The following is a 22,154-nucleotide window of genomic DNA, read 5'->3' on the forward strand; positions in this document are numbered from 1 at the left end:
TCCATAGTTTCAAGGGGAAAATACGTGACAGCTCTCGATCTCACTCGCAAGATGATCCGCTCCTGCCTCCAACTGGAAGAGTCTGTACAGCTGAGTGAAGACACCTACCTCATGGGTGGATTTCCAGAATTCAACTCACTCACCATCACCACGCTAATTGTCGAAATAGAGGACAACGTGGGATGCGAAGTGGCCGATGACGAAATCAGCGGCGAGATATTCGAGACCGTCGGCTCTCTGGCTGCATTCGTGCAACAGAAAATGAACGAGGCATGAACAGGATCGCCATAGACGTTTCAGCCGGGTTTACCCAAGGCCAGCACCCCGCGTTTTTTGTGCGCTGTGCGCCCAAGGCGGAGGAGCCACGCGCCCATGTGATTTACCTGCCGCCCTTTACCGAAGAAATGAACCGCTGCCGAGCCATCGCCGCCGAGCAGGCTCGCAGGTTTGCGCGCCAAGGCATGAGCTGCACGCTACTGGACTTCCACGGCACCGGTGAAAGCCCCGGTGAGACCACCGATGCGACATTACCAATCTGGTATGAAAATATTTCAGAGATATACACCGATCTCATGGCCCGCACGCAGGCGCCCGTACACCTCTGGGGCTGTCGGCTGGGAGCACTCATCGCGGCAAGCTATCTCGCGGAACGTTCAATTGTGTGCGACGCACTCCTGCTGTGGCAGCCGGTCGTTGCAGGAAAGCCTTATGCGACACAGGTCTACCGGCAGCGGCTGGCCGCGCTGATGGAGCGCGGAGGCGCAAGTGAGACCACTGCAACCATCCGCGAGCAGCTTGCCGGGGGCGAGTCTGTCGAAATTGGCGGCTACACGCTGGGCGGCCAGTTGATGCTGGCTCTCGACGAACTGGACATGTGCAACATTTCCCGCACACCCGCAAAACGAATCTATTGGTTGGAGCACAGCGCCGATGGCAGCGAGGCAATCAACCCTCGATCTGCCAAAGCGGTGGAACACCTGAGTGCACTCGGCGCGATTATCCAACGGGTGACCTTTGCCGGCCCACCCATTTGGCAGCTCCATGAGCGCGCCACCTGCGATTCACTGCTTGAACAGACAAGCGCGCAACCACTATGAATACCGGGCAGCCAACGCGCGAGATTGCTTTCTCATTCGAGCTGGACGAGAGTACCCTGATCGGCGTTATACATGAGTCGTCAACGCCAAGCGACCTCGGCGTGCTGACCATTGTCGCCGGCGGCCCCCAGTATCGTGGCGGCTGCGGCAGGCAACTGGTAGCGCTGGGACGGCGCCTGTCTCAAGAAGGGGTTCATGTAATGCGCTTCGATCACCGGGGCCTGGGCGACAGTGAGGGCGAATTCCAGGGCTTCGAAGCGCTGCACGATGATATCGCTTCCGCGATTGCCGAATTTCACCGCCGCGTGCCAGGCCTCGCCCGCATCATCCTGTGGGGGGGCTGTGATGCCGCGTCAGCAGCACTGATGAGCGCCTACAGATTCCCTGAGGTCGTCTCCATAGTCGCAGCGAACCCCTGGGTCAGCAGTGAACGCACCGCGGCACGGGTCCAGCAAAAGCACTACCTGTCTCGCCTGCGTCAATGCTCATTCTGGCGCAAGCTATTCAGAATGGAGTATGACATCGCCAGCTACCTCCGGGGTGCCTTCGCAAAGCTGCACTCCAGGCTCGCACGCAGAGACGGTGCCGACGCGGGGCCATCAACAGCAAGTATGCAAGCACACTATATCGAGCGCATGCTGCGTGGCCTGCAGCAGTTTGATGGCAGCGTGCTGTTTCTCATGAGCGGCCATAGCCTGATAAGCCGGGAATTCGACGAACTGGTCGCCAGTGACCGTGAATGGAATGGGGCCTGCAATGGCGAGGGTCGAGAGCGGCGTGAGGTTCCCGGTGCAGACCAGACATTTTCCAGTGCGCAAGCCAGATCGCAAATGCTGGACGCCGCCAGTAGCTGGGCAAGGCGATTTAAACTTCCATGAAGCTTAAACACCTGCTACTGCTACTTGCAAAATGGACCGGCCTGTTCGCACTCAGCAGACGCGCTACTTCTAACCGGCTGCGAATACTCGCCTACCATGGCATCAACACAACCAACCCGCAATTTGGCAATTTTCTGTTCATGTCAGCCGACAAATTTGCAGACCGGATGGCCTTGCTTTCAAAGTGGGGCTACCCGGTAATAGCCTTGGACAATGCGTGGCCCCCAAAGGCTGAGAAACCGTGGCCACCAGGCGCAACGGTAATCACCATAGACGATGGCTGGCAGAGTAGCTGTCAGTACATGATCCCGATTCTTCAAGACCACGGCTACGCCGCTACTATCTACCTAACCACCTACTATTGCATTCACCAGTTTCCCGTCGCGGACGTGGCGCTTTCATATTGCGTTAGAACTACCAAGCTTGGAAGTCAACTCCACATTGCAAAGTATGATTTTGGTCCATATACGATAGACTCAGAAAAGCAACGTGAAAAGCTAGTAGACTTGGCTAGACGCAAGTTGCTTTCTCTGAGAGACGAAGAGCAACGTCAGTCCTTCGTAAGACTTGCTTACGAGTCTTGTGACATGGATTACACGGAGGTTGAAAGAAATCGCGCCTTCCATTTGATGTCTGCAGACGAAGTGGCGACCACAGCATCCGCTAAAATCCGCTTTGAGCTGCACACCCATCGGCATAGAATATCGACCTCAAATTCATTTACCCTTGAGGAGGAACTAGTACAAAACGCAGCAATTATCGAAGGCTTGACGAAACTTTTACCTAAACATTTTTGCTACCCCAATGGCCTCGCGGACAAAAGAGCAAAAGCTGTGCTCTCTGACCTAGCCGTCCAATCTGCCACCACGATGCGTATGGGCTTGGCTAGGCGCGAAACCTGCGGATACGCTATACCTCGTATCACTGATGGCCAGCATGTATCAACGCTCGAATTTGAAGCCGAGATGTGTGGATTTATGGATTCTTTACGCGCTCTTCACCATTCAATAGGTGGTGGAGCAAGACAAGAGAGACTGCCAAAAATGCCAAAGAAGTATTGAATGGTGCTCTCTACAAAAAGGGCCATAGCTTTCGGCATGGGCGCCGGGTATGTAGGCTTGGTGCTGCAGCTCGCGTCTAGCATGATACTCGCGAGACTGCTAACGCCCTCAGAAATTGGAATATATACCGCAGGATTTTCTGTAGTAGCCATCGCACATCTTTTTAGAGACTTCGGCTTGAATCAATACCTGATTCAAGAACACGAGCTCACCTATGAAAAAATCAGCGCGGCTTTTACACTAACAATAATTACGTCTTGGCTTCTAGGTTTAGTTGTATTCACGCTGGCTGCACCGGCCGCCACTTTCTTCGCTGAACCTGGCGTAAAGTCTCTACTGCAGTTGCTATCAATTAATTTTTTTATCATTCCATTCGGCTCGATAACTCTCGCTGTGTTACGAAAGAACCTTAGGTTTGAGGTAACTGCAACTATCGCCTTCATCGCTTCATTGGTGGGCGTCGGAACATCCGTCATAACCGCTATGCAGGGCACGGGTTACATGTGTCTCGCGTACGGATCTATCGCTGAGTGTCTAAGCATGGTGGCACTCTCCGTAATCGCGAGACCGCATGGGCTGCGCTTCGGAATTACACTAAAAGGCAGCAAGAGTATCTTTAAATTTGCATCTACGGTTGGAGCAGCCAATATCATCAGCCGAGTTGGCACAAGCGGCACCGACGCTATAGTAGCACGAGTTATCGGCATGCCAGAACTCGGTCACTTTTCAAGAGCAACGGGAACATTTTCGCTCTTTGAGCGCGTTTTCATTGGGTCGATTAACGGAATCGTTTTGCCCCTATTTTCAAGGGACAGGATGAATCTTGAAGCCTTGCAGGCAAGCTACATCAAATCCGTGGACTACACGCTAGCATTCGCATGGCCATTCTTTGCGTTCTTACTTCTCTATACGGATGAGCTGGTATTCATACTGTATGGTGCGCAGTGGGAAACCGCCGTCCTGCTGGTGAAAACTATTTCGATAGCGGGATTTATCTTACCGCTCATTCTCTTCATCGACAGCTTGTTTATTGCAGTCTCTAGGCCCGATGCGACACTCCATATCAGTCTCGCAACAAATGCTTCAAAATTGTTGCTTGTCGCATTTGCAGCCTGGCAATGGGGCCTGAATGCTGCAATGATCGCGCTGACTGCTTCATTTTTCATCAAAGCGATTATTTCATGCTTTCTACTGAGAAAAATCCTAGCCCTTGATTTGCTGCTTCTCTGCAAATGTGCGGCACGGGCAATGCCACTATTGCTCGGCGCAACACTGCCGCCAACTATCATGACATTGAGCGGCGCCCTATCAAACATGAGCCCTCTTTTCCAGATCGTTGCGCTGGCGCCTGTCGCGGCCATCGGCTGGCTTGCTGCTCTGATCGCGGGTAGACACCCTTTCTCGCTTGAGCTAAATGCGGCAATAAAGGCGATTATGCCATCAAGGGACTAGTTCCTCCCGCAAATTTAGCATTAGCTCGCACGCAGAAATGCATAAGAGAAGTTGAAGTTCAGAAAATATTAGCAATCTTCGATTCATTCATACTGGGAATTTTTCTTTGCTTCCAAAAATTTAACCTGTCGCCATTTCTTGGATCGACTAGATGCTATTCGACCCATCTGGCTAATCAGCTCAACAATAGTCGGCGCTGCTAGGGCAGGATCAGCTAGGAAATATCCAGCTAATTTTTGTGATTCTCGCTGTTTACCATACTCAGGTGACAGTAGCTTAAACACAACCTCGTTAAGCTCACCAGGGTCGCTGAATACCTCTGAAGATTCACGATAGAGAGTGTCGGTAATCGCTGAGTGACATTTGAATTTGGGGTTTCGGTACAGACCCACTGGCTTCATTAGAAGCGCATACTCTACTCTTATAGAACTGTGATCGCACAACATACAATCGGATACCTGCATTAAATCAAAAGGGTTCGCCGTCCGTATGAAAGCCATATTATGGTGTTTGGCCTCAAGCCGCTCACACATTCGCTTGATCCACTCGCCGTCGCCCCCATCACATTGGCCCAAGGTCAACAATCGGGGATGGCAGGTAACGATTACATTGAGGTTCGGATTGTTTTCGCACAATGAATCAATGCACGCTACATCAAGATCTCTAAGAAGAGACATTTTTGTCCAATGTGACGAAATCAGGACCGTGGAGGCGTCGGGGTTGAGGCCTAGCGACGATAGGAGAGTTCCTCTCTCAACCTCTTCCTCGAGAAGAGCGACCAGCTTCGGAGATCCGGATACAAACATTGCTTTGTCAAAGCGACTTGCAATATCGGGGGCCGAATCCCTCAAGCCCCAAAGGTGACCCGGGCCACTAAGGAACGCTAGGTCGATATTAGATTGCCGCAGAACGGTCTCTACAAACGGCACCGAATTTTCTTGCGCCAATTCATTACCAAAAGCACTGCCGTGATCGATATAAACCCCCAAGCTTGGCCACCGTAGCCAGAGATCAAGGCGATCAGTCACAATCACATAGTTCCAGATACCTGTCTGCGCTTGCACCTTGGATACCTCATGTCTCGAAAACAAAACTTGCATCCAATCCGCTGAGAAGATCAGAGGGACAGATTCCTCGTTGACGGTGGCAACCCGAAATCTGGGGTCATGAGCCATAAGCGCAAGGACCGGTGCTTGGTTTAAAAAACCAATTTCATTAACGACTGGGAATAGCACACGAATGGGACCAAAGTTTTCGGATATCCATGCAAAAATTGACCGCGTTATAAAATTATTAAGCATCGCGGATTCAACTGAATAGAATAGGCCCTTAACGGGGTCTCAGGTAGTGTTGAAAGAAAAATCCGCCAGGCCCCAATCAAATAAACACTAGCGAATTTATTGATGCAACGATCCGATATTCCTCACCCGGATCGAGGGGCCCGAGCGTGACATGCTGATGGTTTGGAGCAGATAGTCATGATCATACTGCTTGCTTGTGGCCTGGGTCAGGTGTTCAGTCGTCTTGTCCTTCTGCGACTTGTGCAGGTTGCCGAGGTTTTGACACCAACAAAGCATATCGTAGACCAAGGCCTTTCGAAACAGCTGCGCAGCCCTTAATGATATACCGGAATGTCAGGATTTCGTGCTGAAAACTCCCCCCTTTGCTGCAGGTGTGATCAGCAGGATGATCGCCGCTGACGGCGTCAATTATGCTTGAGCTTGACCTTCTCGTTTGCGTTAGAGTCTATGATCTTCTCCTTCCTATCCAATACTCTACATTGAAGTGGTTGAATGGATGTGACCAACCCAGTTAAGGATAATACCCTGAAACTGGAGGTTGGAAATGACCACAAGAAAGCAGTACTCGAAAGAATTCAAGCTGGACGCTATCAGCCTGGTGCTGGAGCAGGGTTATTCACGGTCAGAGGCGGCGCGTAGCCTGGAGATCAATGCCAACATGCTTGGGCGTTGGCTCAAAGAGCACGCGGCACCCGAGGGGCAGGCGTTCCGGGGCAATGGCAAGCTGACAGCGGAGCAGTTGGAGATCCGTCAATTGCGGGAGGAAAATCGCCGACTGAAGATGGAGAAAGAAATCTTAAAAAAGGCGACGGTCTTCTTTGCCAAGGAAACGCGGTGAAGTACGCGTTCATCACCCAGCACAAGAAGGCCTGGCCAGTCGACGTGATGAGTCGACTCCTGGGTGTCAGCCGCAATGCCTACTATCGGCAGTGCCAACGTCAGCGAGACAGACTGCCGGATCCCGAACACGAGGCGATGATTGCAGCAGTGAAGGAAGTCGCCAAAGGTAGCTGCGACAGCTATGGGTCTCGGCGGATGAAGCGCGCCCTGAACGCCCTGGGCCATCCCGTGGGCCGACGCAAGGCCCGGTCGCTGATGCGCGAGGCTGGCGTCAAAGCCCGGTACCGAAAGAAATACAAGGTGACAACCAACAGCGATCACAAACAGCCGGTGTTCGACAATGTGCTGGCCCGGGAATTTACCGCCTCCGTACCAGACCAGGCGTACGTGACTGACATCACTTATATCTGGACCCGGGAAGGCTGGCTGTACCTGACTGTGTTCATCGATCTGTTCAGCCGTCGTGTGGTGGGCTGGAGCATGGATTCGCGGATGAAGGCCAGGCTGGTGACGGATGCGCTACGCATGGCGGTCTGGCAGCGGCGACCGAGGGCGGGATTGATAGTGCATTCAGACCGAGGCTCTCAATACGCCAGCAAAGCCTACCGGCGCTTGCTGAAGGCTAATGGCTTTATTGGCAGCATGAGCCGCAAGGGAGACTGCTAGGACAATGCGGTCGCGGAGAGCTTCTTCGCGAGTTTGAAGAAAGAACGCGTGCAGTGGCGGCACTATCAGATCCGCGCTGAGGCACAACATGTTCTGGTCAACAATTCCCGGACACTTTTTTCAGCGAGTTTTCGTACTCCACCGGTGACAGATCACCGGCTGCTGTATGACGCCGCTCCAGATTGTAGTAACGGATATAGGCGGCAACGTCTTGCTTCATATGCTCACGTGTCGGCTGCACCACTTTGTAGAGCCAATCATGCTTGAGACTGCCAAAGAACCGCTCCACTACCGCGTTGTCCCAGCAGGCGCCGACGTCACCCATGCTGGCACGCATGCCATAGCCTCGCAGCAGTTGGCGGTACTTGGCGCTGGTGTACTGCGAGCCTCTGTCGCTGTGAAACACCAGGCCCTTGGGCGGTCGCCTGAGCGTATGGGCCATGATCAACGCTCGAGTAACCAACGCCGTCGTCATGCGCTTGTCGATATGCCAGCCCACGATGCGGCGCGAATGCAGGTCCATGACCACCGCCAGGTACATCCAGCCTTCGCCAGTGCGGCAGTAGGTCACGTCGCCGGCCCAGACCTGATTCGGTGCCGGTGGATTGAAGTTCTGATTCAACAGGTTATCCGCCACGGCATCTCCGTGCTTTCTTTTGGTCGTCACTTTGTGCGCCACGCGCTGAACCACCTTCAGCCCCATTTGCTGCATCAAGTGGCGAGTTCGATAGCGTCCGATTACAAAGCCTTCTCCGCGCAGAGCTTTCATCATCTCCCGACTACCCAGGCTGCTTCGACTTCTCTCGAACAGCGCTTTCATGCGCCGGCGCAGCATCAGTTCCTGCGCTTCGATCACCTTGCCTGGCCGGCTCGCCCAGTCATAGTAGGCCGATGTGCTGACCTGCATGACCCGGCACAGGGTGCGAATCGGGTACTGGACCGATTCAGCCCGGATGAACTCAAATCTCACTTCATTTCTTTCGCGAAGAAGGCTGACGCCTTTTTTAAAATTTCCTTTTCTGTCCGTAAGTTACGATTCTCCTTGCGCAGGCGCTTGAGCTCCTCGCGCTCGGACTCAGCCAGAGCACGGCCTTCGGCCTGGGCATCGAGTTTGTCCTTCCAGCGGTACAGCAGTGCCGGGTTGATACCCAGCGCCTTGGCTGCCTCTGGGACCGTATATCCCTGCTCCCGAACCATGGCGACGGCCTCTTCCTTGAACGGTTCCGGGTAACGTTTATGTGTACGTTTTTGAGTCATGCTGACACCTCAATAATCGACCAATATTGTCGCTTATTAAAGTGTCCGGTTCTATTAGACCACTACAACAGGACATTCTGGATTACATCGTGATGTTCTATAACAGTCGGCGGCTGCATTCTACGCTGCAATACGTCAGCCCGAATGACTACGAATCAGCAGTTTTTGAAATGAAGAAAGCGGCTTAACTGGGTTGTCACAAAATGGTTGACCACTCCACATAGAGACTGGCTCGATCATTATCGGCAAATGAGATCATGCTTTAAACAGCAAATGACGCTCGGAGTAAACTTATCTAAATGCATTGATGTAGAATGCGAGACGCTGGCCAGCGTTTAGTACACTACCAGGGAGCCTGTATGGAAGATCGTTCAATCGCTGTCGTAATCCCAGCGTATAATAGTGAGTCCACTCTAACAGAGACACTTACGTCGATTAGAAAGCAATCTGCTCCGCTCGACCAAATTATAGTGGTCGACGACGGATCTATAGACTCAACTCGAGATATCGCAGCAGAGTTCGACAAAAACATTCTACTTATCTCGGTACCGAACGGGGGGCAGGGAAAGGCTAGGGCGATTGCCATTGCTCGATCTTCGACTCGCTACATTGCGCTATGTGACAGTGATGACATCTGGGAGCCCTTTCATATCGAGCGACGCCTAATGCTACTGGACCGGTACCCTCAGGCAGACTTCACTTTCTCGGACTGCTATTCTTTCGGAAATGTGGAATACGGTGGCCATACATTACTCGACGAAGCACCCAAAGGATGGAGAGACGCTTTCACAACGATAGACGATTTAGGTTTTTATCAGTTGAGGACCCCATATCTCGGACTGCTAGCGTTCAACCCGGCTTATCTTTCCGGTGTTGTGTTTCGACGTGAAAGTTATCAGAAAATGGGAGGCTTTCTCAATAAATATAGTCGCTGGATAGGTGAGGATAGCGAATTTACCCGGCGCTTCGCCAGCCTTGAAGGCTGTGATTTCGTCGGCGACACGCAACCTACCTGGGGCTATAGGCGCCACGACTCTAACTACTCAGCTGTGCAGTGGAAAAACATCAAGGCCAAGGCCGACATCCTCGATGAACACTTGCGCCTGGGAGTCGTGCCGCCTCCCTGTATTGAGGCCACCGTATCCGAGCGCGACACTACCCGGGGAATTGCCTTCGACCAGGCGTGCTGGGAGAAGGCTCGCGGCGATGTTGCCCATCTGTACTCCGAGCTTCCACCAGCGCAGCGCACCGCAAAGAGACGAGCAAAACTCGTACTGGCAAAAGCAGGCGTATTTCTATAGGGAGATTCTTTTCCGGGACAGCATGAGACACCAACATCGGTTCACACGCCTGGCTTTTATCGCCCTGATTGGCGCAGGAGGTATAGCCCTTTTGATTTCTTCAGGACATTTTTTCCGCTGGAAACCCGTTTCAGTAATCTACAATGATGATAAAACCCAACAACCGGCGCTGCGGATGCAGATTTATCCAGCCAGGACCGAGGGCAGCAACCATCCCGCGGTGCTGTTTTTTCACGGTGGTGGGTGGATCACCGGCAGCCCGGACCAGTTCAAGTGGTTCGCGAAACGTTTCGCTGCCTGTGGCATAGTCGCTGCCCTTGTAGAGTATCGCGTCCATTCCCGACACGGCACCTTACCCGATCGTGCGGTAGATGATGCATCCACCGCCTATCGATGGATGCAGCGGAACCATGCCAGATTTGGTGTAAATCCCGCGCACATCGCACTTGTCGGAGGGTCCGCTGGAGCTCATGTCGCTGCCGCAAGTACACTCAGCTGCGCCGGCAGTAACGACTGCACCGGTCAGGATACTAAACCGCCCTTCGCCTTGGGGCTGTTGAATCCAGTCCTGGAGCTGACTGTTGCCAATGAGTCCCAAGGATACACGAAAGAAGAACTACTGCTAATTGATGCTCTGGGGCCATCCAAAGCCGCTGAACTGTCGCTTGGCTCCAAACTGGCGCGGGCAGACATACCAAAGCTAGTTATCTACGGCAGCCTGGACCCGCTGTTGCCAACGGCATATCAAGCCGTATCATCACAAGTTGAAGGCTCCAGAGACAGCATACAGCTGTTGATTGCAGCCGGTGAGAAACATGGATTCTTCAACAACGAACCTTGGCGGACAATTGTAGGCAATGCACTGATGGAGTTTTTTCACTCACAGGGAGCCAATCTTGATTGCGAGTTGGAGACCAATGATGCTACCAGGCTGCAAAAGGCAAGCGACCCTGGCGCCTGATGCAGCTCCCCAGCGCTCTGTGAGCCGCGCGTTGCGTAACCCTCCCAAACTAGGCCAGCGTTTCGAGAGCCTCACCCCGCACCTGGCTCAGCAGTTTCGGTAGACTGGACGAAAACGCCGCCGTGAGCTGTTGTAACTCCTTGTCTGAGAAATTGTCGTGGACCAGCTGCAGGCTCTTCCGGTCGTCGCCCTGAGGGCGCACTCCCAGCTTTACCCGTGAAAAATCCTGCGTCTGGCACACGGTGATGATAGACCTCACTCCGAGATGACCGCCATCACCTCCGCCTCGTCCCACCTTCACTTTGCCAAGCTCGATATCCATGTCGTCATGAATCACCACGGCGCGGCGCAATTCTTCCGAACCCAACATATGACGAATTGCTTCCCCAGAGTGATTAATGGACGCACCCGGCTTCACCAGCAGGAGCCGTACGCCCAGTAGCAATCCCTCGGCGAATTGCCCGGAAGATGCGTGCTCCCAGGTCATGCCATGTTCATGAACCAGTGTATCAAGCACGAGATGCCCAGCATTGTGCCGCGTTAGCCGATATTCTTCACCCGGATTCCCCAAGCCCACCAGGACAATACACTCTTCGCCAACGGCGACCACAGGCGGCGGGTCACCGGTTTTGCGAACCATTGCAGGATCTACATTGGAAGCTCTTTCAAAGTCGTACAGCCTCGGGCAGCTTGTACAGAACTGCGTCTTGCCACACCGACTCTCCCAGCAAGCAATGGGATTCTCCCGGTCAAGAATCAATCGCACCAAGTGATCCATACGAGACGACCCCTTGAGCAACACCAGGTCTCCCCGGCGCAGGTTCTCGCGTAGAAACACCGCCGCTTCACGCAACTCGCCGAAACCATGCAAGCGCTGCCGCTGTTCTCGCGTCGCCCTTTTCGTTGCCCGATAGGCATTTGCCCCGACAAAAATCACTTGATCGGCAATTTCCAGGGCCCTTTCTGCCACCCGAGGGTAGAGCTTGGATGCTGAGCGGGAGTAGTCCGAAAGGGTACCTATCACCATTACCTTGCGCGGGGCTGTCGCATCTTGCATGAAAGTCATGGGGGCATCCAGCGACCAAAGAGGCGCTTTCCAGTCATCCCTTAGAAACGTGACACCATCACCGCCCCTCACGACCTGCATCCGTCCCTCACTGGGCTCGACCTCCTGCAGATTGGCGCCAGCCTCGTGCAAGGTCAGGCCCGCGGCTAGCGCGACTGCGAGGGCACAGAGTGCCGGCAGCGCAAGATGTTCGCCGTGAAGCTTGGTGATCACGGTATATTGTTCTCCACTGTACGCCAGCTTCATCGCCAGTGGTTGTGGCCATCTGGACTGGCACTCCAACAGTCGCAGAGTGGCACCCTCACCGCGCCCCACCCAGATGACTTTGCCGCCCCATCGCTGCCCCCTCTCCCACAATAGGGGATCGTCGCTGTTGAGAACCGCTACTCCATCTTTCCCCAGGGCCTCGATGAGCCGAAACTTCTCGGTGGCAATTTCCTCGAGCCCAAACGCCGAACGGGCATGCTCTCGCTGAATGAGAGTGACGACGGCAATACGCGGCCTAATCAACCTGAGGGGCCAGTCCATCGCCCGAGGCTCTCCGCCGTGGATCTCCACTACCGCATAGCGATCACCGGGACGAACAGAGGTAACGGTCTCGGCCACCTTAGCGGCCTCATTGCAGGAATATTCAGTCTTGGTGACGGGGCCGGTACAGGCCAGAATGCCGGCACACAGATCCTTGGTCGTGGTTTTCCCCGCAGTCCCGGTGATGGCGACAAACTCCACCTTACCCAGCACGGGCCGTTTCAGCAGCGCTCGCCCCATGGCCACAGCAAATTCTGCCCGCCAGCGTACACTGGCGATGAGGTCTCTGCTGCGGCGGATCAAAGCGGACGTTGTCATCTGTAGTGATCTCGGTGCTAATATAAAAACTTGTCAATATCGAACCAGTATGCCCGATTGAACGCAGTCAACGCGAGAACATCCTCTTGAAAGCTCCGCCGAAGCAGCCGTCCAGCTCGACCATCCTTGACATAATACGCCAGTCCAGGAAGCGAGCAAGTGAGGGCCACTTGCCCGCCAGCAGGCAATTCGCAGAAATGCTTGTATTGAAACTCATGCATGGTTTGGGGCCGCGCCACTACCATGTAGCCAGATACTGGCGTAGGCACCTGCCCTGGCAATTCAAGACTGGATTTTGGACCTACAAGAAGTTTCGGGAATTGGTGCGGACACTCAACCCCCTCGAATACCAGAAGCTTTCTCAGAATAAAATCAGTGAGAAGGCGATTTTGCAACTGCTCGGAGTTCCTACACCCCAATTCATCGGCCGCCTACATCGCCATCGGGGAATGACCGGAGATGGCTCAACACTGGTCAGTGCAGAGGATTTAACAAAACTGCTGCAGTCAGCACCACGGATTGAGAGGCTATGCTTCAAGCTGGTAGAGGGCTATGGCGGCACAGGCTTTTGTGCAGTCAGTGTGGGCAGAGGACCGAACTTGACTTTAACACTGCTCGATACCCACCAGGAATTAACGGCCACGCAACTCATTGACGACGTTCTTCAGCTGCAGTTCGGGCCAGACTATATCGTCGAAGAATACATCCTGCAGCATTCCGAGCTTGCCAGATTCAACCATTCAAGCGCCAACACTCTCAGGATCTGGGCCATGAGCAAAGACGGTGCAAGTACCGTGTTGGGGGCATTCTTACGTGTGGGCCGCCGCGGAAGCCTTGTGGACAATACCAGCCAAGGGGGAGCGGCATTTCCCATAGACATCACCACGGGCGAAATAGGCACTGGTCTTAACCTGAATATTTGGAATGAAACATTCGAGAGCCACATAGACTCGGGGGAGGTTATAACTGGCGGTAGACTTCCTTTCTGGCAGGATTCAGCCAGGCTGGCGATAAGGGCGATTGAAGCCGTTCCCAACCTTCAATTTGCCGGCATCGATATTGCAATTACTCCTCATGGCCCGGTAGTAATCGAACTCAACGCAGAACCCGACCCGACAGGCGCTATTGTTTTCGACCGGCCCCACGATGAAATATTCGGGTGACGCTATTGCCCAATTCCACGCCGGAGTAAAAATCCATGACCAATGGGGCAGATCAACCTCGCGTCCAACTATTTTGCTTCCTGCATGATGAATTATACTGGACTGTGTTCATGTCTTTTATGATGCTCCCACCATGGCCCATTGCAACTCGAAGTCCCAATGAAACTGGATGTACAGGAATATTGCAATCTTGCTCTGTTACCGGCCCCCGGCGCCGACTATGCCGCTTTGCCACCCCGTTTACTGGCTGCAGAGAGGGCTTTGTCGACAAACAGTAAAGAAGGAGCGTTCACTCACAATAAACAGTTACTCAGCTTTCTCGTGCGCAACTTCTCCCCAGACAGTCCGCCATGGAAGCTGCCAGAAAGCGTTAGCAGGCTGTATGCTGTTGAACTGAGAAGACTCGAATACGAAAACAATACACAACCCCCTGATTATTTCAGCTTTCAAAACGATCCTTTTCGCAAGGACATCGCCATTTTGCTCCATAGACTGGTCCCCTTTGGGGCGGAGTTTGCAAACCCCTATTCGGGACTTCCACGTTCACTTGCTGTACGCCGAGGGCCGGCACAGCTAGTCAGGTTTTTGCAAGCCGTATTGGCCAGTCGCGGAATTCGGCCGTTTCTGGAGCTTCATATGCACCCCCACGTCGTGGAGCACTTCCATCCGGCTGGTTGGATAGAGTGCTACGAACATTTGGCCGACTTTCTGGATCTGAACCCACAATTTCGCGGAGTACAAAGCACGAGCTGGTTTCTGGACCCGGCTCTTGCGTCGGTCAGCCCGCGCCTGGCCTATCTCAGGGAAATTCCAGTGCAGTGTGGCGCGTATATTTTGTTCGCAGGCACGGACAAAGAAGGCAGGTCAGGAGCCTTGGCAACCTCGCCCACCCGGCGGCGCTTGCATGCGGCCGGCGACTATCAGCCGCGAATTTTCACCAGAATCTGGCCAAGATCACGCATCTTGCAGCGGCAATGGCGGCAACTCCAACCCACTTGCGACGGCATGAACTAGCGGGGCGCCTAGCGGGGCGCGCCGGAATCCAACCATTCGGCCAGGCTCCGCAATTCAGGCGTAGTGATACCCACCGGATGATTCGGGCCGAAGTCGATATCATCAGCAAATGTGGCGTCAGTGCGCCCATCTGTCCGTTGATTCGCCGCCTTCCAGTAAAGCAGGCTCTCACGGGCGAACATGTTGTTCACATACTTGCTGGTATAGGGGCGGTGCAGACCATATCGACGCCTAGGGTCTGTCGTCTCGCTCACCTGAACGCGTCTTTCAGGCGGTACTGACTCTTGGAAAAAGTCCCATACCAGTTTGTCGTAATCCATTAATGGCACATCATCAACATGGCAGGAAAGGCAACGGCGCTCAAACATGGGCTTGATGTTGTTCTCGTAGCCAGGCACCTGCCGAGCATCCAGCAGCCGGACGGGCTCCGCAGCGAACGCCAGCGATACATTGTAGGCACGCCCCGGGCTCGAGTGCTGGTGACATCCCGTACACACGCGCTTCTCACCCGGACGCAAAGACTGGGGCACCTGATCACGCTTGATCACACGCCCTTTGGCATCTACCCCCGCCATCAAGAAAGGCACATCGCAAGGAAGTTGCGCCTTGAAAGAGCCATCCGCGAGCAGCGGCACATCCCCGAGCAGAGCCAGACGGTTCCCGATTGAATTCTTGAACTCGGCTTTATCCGACCGGTTGGGAAACACCTTCCAGAAACGAATTGCAGTCAGTTCGTCGGCCGGCAAACCATCGATCTCGCCGCCGTTGTTCGCGGCTGTCACATAGTTGTTGTTGAAATCGTATGGCCGCCGGGGCTTGGTCTCCCCAGTCAGCGCATCGCTGCTTGCAATCTGGCAGCTGCTGTCATGCGTCGTCATTGGTACGGGGTTCTCTACGCTGCGCGCCCTGACGACCCGGGCACCGAATTCATGCCAATCGGGATGATCCACCACCTTGACGAGGTCCTGCATGTTCCGGGACGGCAGCACCGTAGTATGATACAGCCCGACATCGCAGGCACGCTTCTCTGGCTGTTCTACTACCGCGCGCTGGAAGCTCTGTACTGTCCCGGAGACCTGGGTGCAATATCCGCGCCCGACCGTCAGCAGCAGCTGGTCGCCGTCCATGCCCTCGGGGTAACCAATTTTGCCAAGAAATTCACCGTTTTCCGTGAACGAGGGCTCATCATTCGACTTCGACCAATCAGCTACATTATAGATGCCGCGAGGCAGGAAGCTGGGCAACGCACCCTCAACTCCGACGGGCTCCGGGGGCCAGCAGAACACGTCACCCAGCCCCAGATTGTTTCCACGATAGTAGTTTGCGACGCAATGTCGCCATTGAGTCGTTGGCCCAGAAAGTGGAGGGCCTTCATGGTCTTGGTCCGACCAGTGCTCGCCTGAATGGATGTTCGGTGTGCGCCCAGAAGCGCGGTCATATCCCCGCCGCGCGCATCCATATCCATGACCACCCAGAAGTTATCCAGGGTGCCGGGCCAATTGATACCGCCATTGGTACTGCTGTATGCGAGATTATGGCTCAACCAATGTGAGCCATAGGCGACCCTTCCACTGGCAAGGAGGTAGGGATGCATTGCGGTGGAAACTTCGTGTGGTGTGACATTGACCGCGTTGCGGCCGTCCGCATCGGCGATATATAGCTGAGTATGTGGACGGTTGTTGGGTGAAATCCAGTGCATCCAGGGCTCTCGAAAGCGCTGCCGGCTGGAGGCGAACATGATCCGGCCATCAGTCAGCCAGGTCGGGGACACATCAAACACACCTGGTCGGTGCGCCAGGGGTGTCACGATACCGGTCTCAAGGTTCACCACATGCAAGCGCGCTTGCGTTGCACCAGAGAGCACTCGATTAGGCAATGTGACTCCATCCCACCAGCCGTTGCCAAGCCGCTCGCCATAGTACACCGAGAACAACACTCGCTCGCCATCCAGTGACACAGCGGCATCAAGGGGCACGCAGGGTTCTGCGCGGCCCCGACAGTCAAACAGAAGGCGCTCACTGCCATCCGGGTTGCGAAGGATCAATTGTCCCGGAGCATTGAATCCACTGAAAACACGCCGCGTATCAGGCAATGCGTCCCAGACATCGGGGCTCTCAAGCCGAAACTCCGTTCCATCACGCAGCGTCACTGTGGCGGGGCCACGCGTACGTGGTACGCGCGTGTAGACCACGGGAGTCGTCAGCCTCGCAGAAGGGTCACCAGGAGCAACTACGCTATCTTGCGGTACCGGCTGCGATGGACGAATGGTGACCGGCGCAGGATTGGACGGCGGAGTACTCCCTTCAGGGGGAGCAAGCGTGGGAGCTGGAGGCGGCGTGGGTGCAGAAACTGGGGACTCTGCGGGAGCATTCTGCGCACCAAGGCGAATGCGGACGTACTCGGCCCAAACCTCCGCAGCCTCCCCGGAATAACGCTCGATATAGATTTGCTGCCCGAGGGCACTTCCTGCCAACCATAGACCTGCAATCAGTACAGTACGGAAGAGCATTGTTGTTACGTTTACAGACACCAGTGGCCTCTGGGCGTTAACTCAAGATTAAACCGCGAGTCTAGCACAAGCGCACCTATGTGCCGCTAATGTCGCTGTCTGGCGTTCAAAGCCATCCGGATAAGGTACTTCGCGCGATTTTTGTCCCAGGGAGTAAAGCGAGGCAACTCGAAACGAGAGGTCGCAGGAGAAGACACGCCCCAATTCGTGGTTACCGCAGCCACGAAGCCTGCGTCACGCACCAGATTGGCATCTAGTTGCCGGTAATCCTGATCCCTGCGGCCATTGGGGTACGCAAAAAAATTGACCGGTTCGCCAAGTATAGCCTCAAGATCCACCTTGCATTGTGCGATTTCGCTCCGAGCCTCGTCCTCATCGAGCGACGCCAGTATCGCATGGGAAACCGTATGGCCACCAATTTCCACGCCTCTGCGCCTTAACTCTTTCAGGCCTTCATGTGTCAACATGAGTCCACTGCTGTCGACATTCGCCGCCTCCGTCAGATATCGTACAACCTCCGAGCGCTGCTCCAGCGGGAGATATTTGCTATCGCGGATTATTCCCGTGGCCGCATGGAGACGGCTCGGTTCATCTCCTATATCAAACTCGCCCAAGCCAACCGTACGCAGATCCAGTGGACCCGGCCTGATCACCCGGAGTGCCTCGACAATACTGTCGTTCCACATCTGCCCGCCCGAGAGAAAGCCCGAGCTGACAAATACCGTGGCGGCAAACCCAAAACGCTCCAGCACCGGTAGCGCGACAGTCAGGTTGTCGGCATAGCCGTCATCAAAAGTGATGCACACACTGCGGGGAGGCAGGCATCCCCGCTCCAAGTGCTCGAGCGCATCGCGAAGTGAGAGCACGTTGAAGTGATCCCGAAGTAAACCCATCTGCCACTCAAACTCTCTGATTGTAATTTCGCCCGGACGCATACTGTCGATCTCAGGCAGAACTCGATGGTATATCAGGATAGATAGTCCCTGCGCGCCACAAGCGCTCCACAAAGCTCGGTATGCAATGTCCCGAAGTGATTTCATGTGCGCTCTACATTTGCGGACGCTACAGAGCGTCCTCCCCGCCTCGGTGTAGGATTGGACGTACTGCCAGGCCAACCAGACGAACTTGCAGACGTCTCGGTGGACAAATTTTCATTGACGAGCAATTCATTCCGCCGAAGCGTCATCACAGCTATGATCCCCAAGACCGTATAAAGCAAGTCAAAATAAGCCAGACTGACATTGGCACCCGTTATTCCGTATCCGACCAGGGATAGCGTAAGAAATCCTGCCAACTTGTTGTACCAAACGACTTGATGTGCCCTGCCTAACGCGACATTGCGCAGGTTGTTCAACAGCGCCAGCGCGAGCATCGACAAGAAGATAAACAAGCCCACAAAGCCATGATCGCCCAAAACCTGAAAATAGATATTGTGCGCGGCCTTGCTGCCGCTATCCTCTGGTATGGGTGGAGTTTCCAGGATTGAGAATTTTGGAGTGAAGGGCGCGTAGTAGTTCCATATCCGGCCGTCAAGAACTGCCTTGAAGCCACCGCCTGTCAACGGATGGTCCAGCGCGAGTAGAGTGGATATCTTCCAGGCCCACAGACGCCCTATGAAAGAGCTGTCTTCTTCCGCGGCGGTCGCAATTGTTGCCTGTCGTTCGCGCCACTCTTCAGGGGTACTCTGGTACAGCACCGGAAGGGCCAATAGCGCCACAATGGCTAGAGGAATCTTGTAACGTGACCGCAGCCAGAAAGCCACTGCCAGAATGGTCAGCCCGATGAACCCTCCGCGGGAACCGGTTCCCACAACACTCACCACATTGAGGAGGAGTATTCCCCAGAGTCCCAACCTCACCATCTTGTGCTGCGTAACCTGAATTAGATAGACCACCAAGGGAATACACATATTGATAGCAACCGCGAAATCATTGCGGTCGGCTATGATGCCGGCGCGCCCCGAGATCATATGGCCGCCACCGGAGAGTATGAACTTCACCGCTTCCATTGCCGCATACGAGGAGATCGCGAGTACGATCGCCCAGACCGATGTATCGATGTGCAAGCGTTTACGCACGGCGAGCGTGATAAAGAAAAACAGCATCAACACTTTGATGAACTGGTTCCAGTAGTCCCAGACCATGTCAGGATAGGTGTTCAAGTTGACACTGGTCGTAACCAGAGTCCAGAGGCCAAAAAGAAGGATCCAGACACCAAGGCCATTCACTTTGATGTCCTTGTTACGGGTCGCAAAGATATACGAAAGTGCGGTGACCACCACGATAGTGAGATTCAATCGGAAATTCTGCGAAAATCCGAAGGCCCAGTAGGACGGCGCCATCAGGGCTATCCAGATCCAGGCGGCGACACCGAGGTACGGGCGCTTGAACGAGTAGACAATCGCAATAAAAAGGAATAAAACCAGCAACAGGTCGCGCATCAGTCCCTGTCCTGCCTGTCGGCCCACCAAAACAGGTAGCACACACAACAAATAACCAACAACAAATACAAGCTATCGATCATACCGCGGAGACTCTACTCACGACATACCGGAATTTTCCGGAAGATTCACGCTTGAGAGCGCTCACCTCACTCACTTCGATCACTACCTCCTGCCCCAAACGCGCCTGCAAGCCCTGTCGAATTTCTTCTATCATGCCCGCCGTCAAAAACTCTCTGGGAACCACTTCCACCCGCGTCAACGCCACTGACTCCTGCACAATCCTGAAATTCGCCACTCCCGCCATGTCACGCAGTACATAGATGAGAGCGAGACCATGGAGAATGGTGCCATCCGACGCAGTCACAAAATCCGTGGTGCGCCCTTCCACGCTGGCAAGCACCGGCAGGCCGCGGCCACAGGCGCAAGGGCGCTCACTCAAAGTACCAATATCGCCGGTGCGGTAGCGCACGAAGGGAAACTCGCTGGTGAACAGGTGTGTAACAACGATTTCGCCGCTTTCACCAGGAGGCAGGATATTGCCTGCCGCATCGACAATTTCCAGAACCATATCCTCGGCGGTAATGTGCAGGCTGCCCTCCGGGCAGGCATGGGCAATAAAACCCGCATCGCGGCCACCGTAGCCATTCGCTACCGGACAGCCAAAAGTCCGCTCAATCGCTTCCCGCTGATGATCATACAACCGTTCGGAGGTGACAAACGCCACCCGGATGCCTAGCCCATCCAGGGCAATGCCCTGCTCCCCGGCAAACTGTGCAATAAGCGCCAGGGACGAGGGGTAGCCAAATAACATTTTTGGCCGGAGCTGGCGGATCCGCTGCACAAATTTCCGCAGGTTGGCCTGCGACATCTCGAAGGCCGACAGCAGCTCTGTGCGAAACAGCATGTCCCGCAAAAGGCGCACCCGGTCTTGGGAACCCAGCTCGATGGGAGACCCCCAGACCACGATCTCGCGATCGCCTATGTCCACGCCCCACCAGCGTGTGGCACGGCGCTTGGCCGCCACATCGTGGCTGACACGTTCGTTGCCCAAGTAAAAGATCAGCGGCTCGCCACTGGAACCGCCGGTGTTGAAGCGCTTGAGACCACGTGCATCCCGGGCCTTAAGTCGTTCCGTGTGGGCGCGGATGGTGGCCTTGTCCAGAAGAGGCAGGCGCTGAAGATCGGCCACCGAACGCACCATCTCGGGATTAAAGTCCAGCTCGGCAAATAGCGCACCATAGTACGGAACCGTACGGCCGATCTTCACCAGGAAGCGACGCAGATTAACCAGCTGTAGCTGCGCCATCTCGTCGGGCGCTAGCCACTGGGACTGTTCCATCGCCCTGTGCACGGCGACGGTATCGTGGCCTTTGAGCTTTTCGTGCAGGGGAAACAACAATCCTGCAACAGCCTTCTGGTAAAGGCTCATGCAGCGGCTCCCTGCTGCCGGTCCGCCACCGCCGCATAGGCACTCAGCCACTGCTGGCGCACCGCTGGCCAGCTATACTGCGTAACGTCCTCCAGGCCATTGGCACGCAGTTTCTGCTGCAATTGCGCGTCTCCGCGGAGCCGCAGAATCGCGTCCGCCATGGCGACCGGATCATTGGCCGGCACCAGTAGAGCGGTGTGTTCGTGTCGCACAATGAAAGGCACACCGCCGACATCGGTAGAGATCACAGGGACACCGCAGGCCAGTGCCTCAATCACCGAATTTGGCATATTGTCCACAGTGGTCGGGTTAAGCATAGCGTCAGCCTGAGCGTAAAGCCCAATAATACCGCTCCTGTCCAGGCGGCCCTCGAACTGTACGGCGGTAGCGATACCGAGCTGACTGGCGAGGGATTTCAGCTCCGTTTCCTGGGGCCCGCTGCCGGCGATGCGTAGCTGCGTATCCGGTGCTTCGTGCAATACTGATGCAAAAGCTCGCAAGGCGGTTTCTATGCCGTAGATTGGTTCCAGATTGCGAGTGATCACGAGAGTGAAGGCGCCAGCATTGTCTGCTGATTTCGGCCGGGGCCGAAACAGGCTTAGATCAACGATATTGGGAATCACCCGAGTCTGATGCCCGTAGCCCGCAAATACCGCTCGCAGGAAGCCCGAGGGCACCGCAATCAGGGCGGCCTTTTTCAGAGAGGGATCAACCCAGCGCCAGGACTGCCGGAAATACTCGCTGGCCTCGCCTCCCGGTAATTAACGATCACTGGACAGCGGCGCCGTGCAGCCAACCACAGCACTGGCGCCGCAAACAGCTGCCAGGACCAGCCGGAATTGGCCATCAGGTGAATGACATCCACCCTGC

The 22,154-nt window shown here is 54.8% G+C and carries 18 protein-coding genes and 2 pseudogenes; 11 read left to right on the plus strand and 9 right to left on the minus strand.

Going from position 1 to position 22,154, the window contains the following annotated elements; translation table 11 throughout:
- Positions 1–24 precede the first annotated feature (24 nt).
- From R3E49_RS11590 to R3E49_RS11610, 5 genes are read left to right on the plus strand one after another with little or no spacing between them, the layout of a single operon-like run.
- On the plus strand, positions 25–276 hold the full coding sequence (locus R3E49_RS11590) for a hypothetical protein (RefSeq protein ID WP_371295193.1): 252 nt from the start codon (positions 25–27) through the stop codon (positions 274–276).
- Positions 273–1,097: a hydrolase 2, exosortase A system-associated gene (locus R3E49_RS11595; protein ID WP_371295194.1), complete on the plus strand. Its 825-nt coding sequence runs from the start codon at positions 273–275 to the stop codon at positions 1,095–1,097. The genes R3E49_RS11590 and R3E49_RS11595 overlap by 4 nt, the downstream gene beginning before the upstream one ends.
- Complete coding sequence (locus tag R3E49_RS11600; protein ID WP_371295195.1) at positions 1,094–1,975, plus strand: hydrolase 1, exosortase A system-associated; 882 nt, start codon at positions 1,094–1,096, stop codon at positions 1,973–1,975. The genes R3E49_RS11595 and R3E49_RS11600 overlap by 4 nt, the downstream gene beginning before the upstream one ends.
- Positions 1,972–3,036 carry a polysaccharide deacetylase family protein gene (locus R3E49_RS11605; protein ID WP_371295196.1) on the plus strand — a complete coding sequence of 355 codons (1,065 nt, stop codon included), beginning with the start codon at positions 1,972–1,974 and terminating at the stop codon, positions 3,034–3,036. The genes R3E49_RS11600 and R3E49_RS11605 overlap by 4 nt, the downstream gene beginning before the upstream one ends.
- 36 nt (positions 3,037–3,072) lie before the next feature.
- Positions 3,073–4,488: an oligosaccharide flippase family protein gene (locus R3E49_RS11610; RefSeq protein ID WP_371295246.1), complete on the plus strand. Its 1,416-nt coding sequence runs from the start codon at positions 3,073–3,075 to the stop codon at positions 4,486–4,488.
- 83 nt (positions 4,489–4,571) lie between these two features.
- On the opposite strand, the gene R3E49_RS11615 is transcribed toward R3E49_RS11610, so the two are convergent.
- Positions 4,572–5,789: a CDP-glycerol glycerophosphotransferase family protein gene (locus R3E49_RS11615; RefSeq protein WP_371295197.1), complete on the minus strand. Its 1,218-nt coding sequence runs from the start codon at positions 5,787–5,789 to the stop codon at positions 4,572–4,574.
- Between the two features lie 544 nt (positions 5,790–6,333).
- On the opposite strand from R3E49_RS11615, the pseudogene R3E49_RS11620 reads away from it, so the two are divergent.
- A pseudogene (locus tag R3E49_RS11620) lies at positions 6,334–7,397 on the plus strand (IS3 family transposase); the annotation flags it as partial.
- Here the strand turns inward: R3E49_RS11620 and R3E49_RS11625 are convergent.
- A protein-coding gene (locus tag R3E49_RS11625) for an IS3 family transposase (RefSeq protein WP_199228102.1) occupies positions 7,393–8,552 on the minus strand; the annotation gives its coding sequence in 2 pieces (ribosomal slippage) (positions 7,393–8,288 and positions 8,288–8,552; 1,161 coding nt in all). The pseudogene R3E49_RS11620 and the gene R3E49_RS11625 sit on opposite strands and share 5 nt — an antisense overlap.
- A 50-nt stretch (positions 8,553–8,602) precedes the next feature.
- On the opposite strand from R3E49_RS11625, the pseudogene R3E49_RS11630 reads away from it, so the two are divergent.
- From R3E49_RS11630 to R3E49_RS11640, 3 genes and pseudogenes are all read left to right on the plus strand, one after another.
- Positions 8,603–8,740, plus strand: a pseudogene (locus tag R3E49_RS11630) (IS3 family transposase); the annotation flags it as partial.
- Positions 8,741–8,911: 171 nt separating this feature from the next.
- Positions 8,912–9,853, plus strand: coding sequence for a glycosyltransferase family 2 protein (locus R3E49_RS11635; RefSeq protein ID WP_371295198.1), 942 nt, complete (start codon positions 8,912–8,914; stop codon positions 9,851–9,853).
- Positions 9,759–10,814: an alpha/beta hydrolase gene (locus tag R3E49_RS11640; protein WP_371295199.1), complete on the plus strand. Its 1,056-nt coding sequence runs from the start codon at positions 9,759–9,761 to the stop codon at positions 10,812–10,814. The genes R3E49_RS11635 and R3E49_RS11640 overlap by 95 nt, the downstream gene beginning before the upstream one ends.
- A gap of 49 nt (positions 10,815–10,863) precedes the next feature.
- Here the strand turns inward: R3E49_RS11640 and pth are convergent, their stop codons facing one another.
- Positions 10,864–12,726: an aminoacyl-tRNA hydrolase gene (pth, locus tag R3E49_RS11645; RefSeq protein WP_371295200.1), complete on the minus strand. Its 1,863-nt coding sequence runs from the start codon at positions 12,724–12,726 to the stop codon at positions 10,864–10,866.
- 197 nt (positions 12,727–12,923) lie between these two features.
- Between pth and R3E49_RS11650 the strand changes: the two genes are divergently transcribed.
- Both R3E49_RS11650 and R3E49_RS11655 read left to right on the plus strand, forming a co-directional pair.
- On the plus strand, positions 12,924–13,889 hold the full coding sequence (locus R3E49_RS11650) for a sugar-transfer associated ATP-grasp domain-containing protein (RefSeq protein ID WP_371295201.1): 966 nt from the start codon (positions 12,924–12,926) through the stop codon (positions 13,887–13,889).
- A 159-nt stretch (positions 13,890–14,048) separates the two neighbouring features.
- Positions 14,049–14,903 (plus strand): hypothetical protein, encoded by an 855-nt coding sequence (locus R3E49_RS11655; protein WP_371295202.1) that lies wholly within the window; start codon positions 14,049–14,051, stop codon positions 14,901–14,903.
- Between the two features lie 8 nt (positions 14,904–14,911).
- Here R3E49_RS11655 and R3E49_RS11660 read toward each other — a convergent pair whose 3' ends face one another.
- From R3E49_RS11660 to R3E49_RS11685, 6 genes are all read right to left on the minus strand, one after another.
- Positions 14,912–16,147, minus strand: a complete 1,236-nt coding sequence (locus R3E49_RS11660; protein ID WP_371295204.1) for a hypothetical protein — start codon at positions 16,145–16,147, stop codon at positions 14,912–14,914.
- On the minus strand, positions 16,111–17,052 hold the full coding sequence (locus R3E49_RS11665) for a TolB family protein (RefSeq protein ID WP_371295205.1): 942 nt from the start codon (positions 17,050–17,052) through the stop codon (positions 16,111–16,113). The genes R3E49_RS11660 and R3E49_RS11665 overlap by 37 nt, the downstream gene beginning before the upstream one ends.
- Before the next feature lie 446 nt (positions 17,053–17,498).
- Positions 17,499–18,452, minus strand: coding sequence for a polysaccharide deacetylase family protein (locus R3E49_RS11670; RefSeq protein ID WP_371295207.1), 954 nt, complete (start codon positions 18,450–18,452; stop codon positions 17,499–17,501).
- Positions 18,449–19,852, minus strand: coding sequence for a putative O-glycosylation ligase, exosortase A system-associated (locus tag R3E49_RS11675; RefSeq protein ID WP_371295208.1), 1,404 nt, complete (start codon positions 19,850–19,852; stop codon positions 18,449–18,451). The genes R3E49_RS11670 and R3E49_RS11675 overlap by 4 nt, the downstream gene beginning before the upstream one ends.
- Before the next feature lie 79 nt (positions 19,853–19,931).
- Positions 19,932–21,284, minus strand: coding sequence for a phenylacetate--CoA ligase family protein (locus tag R3E49_RS11680; protein ID WP_371295209.1), 1,353 nt, complete (start codon positions 21,282–21,284; stop codon positions 19,932–19,934).
- Positions 21,281–21,961, minus strand: a complete 681-nt coding sequence (locus R3E49_RS11685; protein ID WP_371295210.1) for a glycosyltransferase family 4 protein — start codon at positions 21,959–21,961, stop codon at positions 21,281–21,283. The genes R3E49_RS11680 and R3E49_RS11685 overlap by 4 nt, the downstream gene beginning before the upstream one ends.
- Positions 21,962–22,154 lie beyond the last annotated feature (193 nt).

Origin of the sequence: Haliea sp., from assembly GCF_041395985.1 — a bacterium.
GTDB lineage: Bacteria > Pseudomonadota > Gammaproteobacteria > Pseudomonadales > Halieaceae > Haliea.

Excerpts from the sequence above, each read along its gene's own strand:
- R3E49_RS11670 (WP_371295207.1), bottom strand. The coding sequence starts at position 18,452 with ATGAAATCACTTCGGGACATTGCATACCGAGCTTTGTGGAGCGCTTGT.
- pth (WP_371295200.1), bottom strand. The coding sequence starts at position 12,726 with ATGACAACGTCCGCTTTGATCCGCCGCAGCAGAGACCTCATCGCCAGT.
- R3E49_RS11635 (WP_371295198.1), top strand. The coding sequence starts at position 8,912 with ATGGAAGATCGTTCAATCGCTGTCGTAATCCCAGCGTATAATAGTGAG.
- R3E49_RS11600 (WP_371295195.1), top strand. The coding sequence starts at position 1,094 with ATGAATACCGGGCAGCCAACGCGCGAGATTGCTTTCTCATTCGAGCTG.
- R3E49_RS11655 (WP_371295202.1), top strand. The coding sequence starts at position 14,049 with ATGAAACTGGATGTACAGGAATATTGCAATCTTGCTCTGTTACCGGCC.
- R3E49_RS11675 (WP_371295208.1), bottom strand. The coding sequence starts at position 19,852 with ATGCGCGACCTGTTGCTGGTTTTATTCCTTTTTATTGCGATTGTCTAC.
- R3E49_RS11640 (WP_371295199.1), top strand. The coding sequence starts at position 9,759 with ATGTTGCCCATCTGTACTCCGAGCTTCCACCAGCGCAGCGCACCGCAA.
- R3E49_RS11650 (WP_371295201.1), top strand. The coding sequence starts at position 12,924 with ATGCTTGTATTGAAACTCATGCATGGTTTGGGGCCGCGCCACTACCAT.
- R3E49_RS11605 (WP_371295196.1), top strand. The coding sequence starts at position 1,972 with ATGAAGCTTAAACACCTGCTACTGCTACTTGCAAAATGGACCGGCCTG.
- R3E49_RS11615 (WP_371295197.1), bottom strand. The coding sequence starts at position 5,789 with ATGCTTAATAATTTTATAACGCGGTCAATTTTTGCATGGATATCCGAA.
- R3E49_RS11595 (WP_371295194.1), top strand. The coding sequence starts at position 273 with ATGAACAGGATCGCCATAGACGTTTCAGCCGGGTTTACCCAAGGCCAG.
- R3E49_RS11680 (WP_371295209.1), bottom strand. The coding sequence starts at position 21,284 with ATGAGCCTTTACCAGAAGGCTGTTGCAGGATTGTTGTTTCCCCTGCAC.
- R3E49_RS11610 (WP_371295246.1), top strand. The coding sequence starts at position 3,073 with ATGGGCGCCGGGTATGTAGGCTTGGTGCTGCAGCTCGCGTCTAGCATG.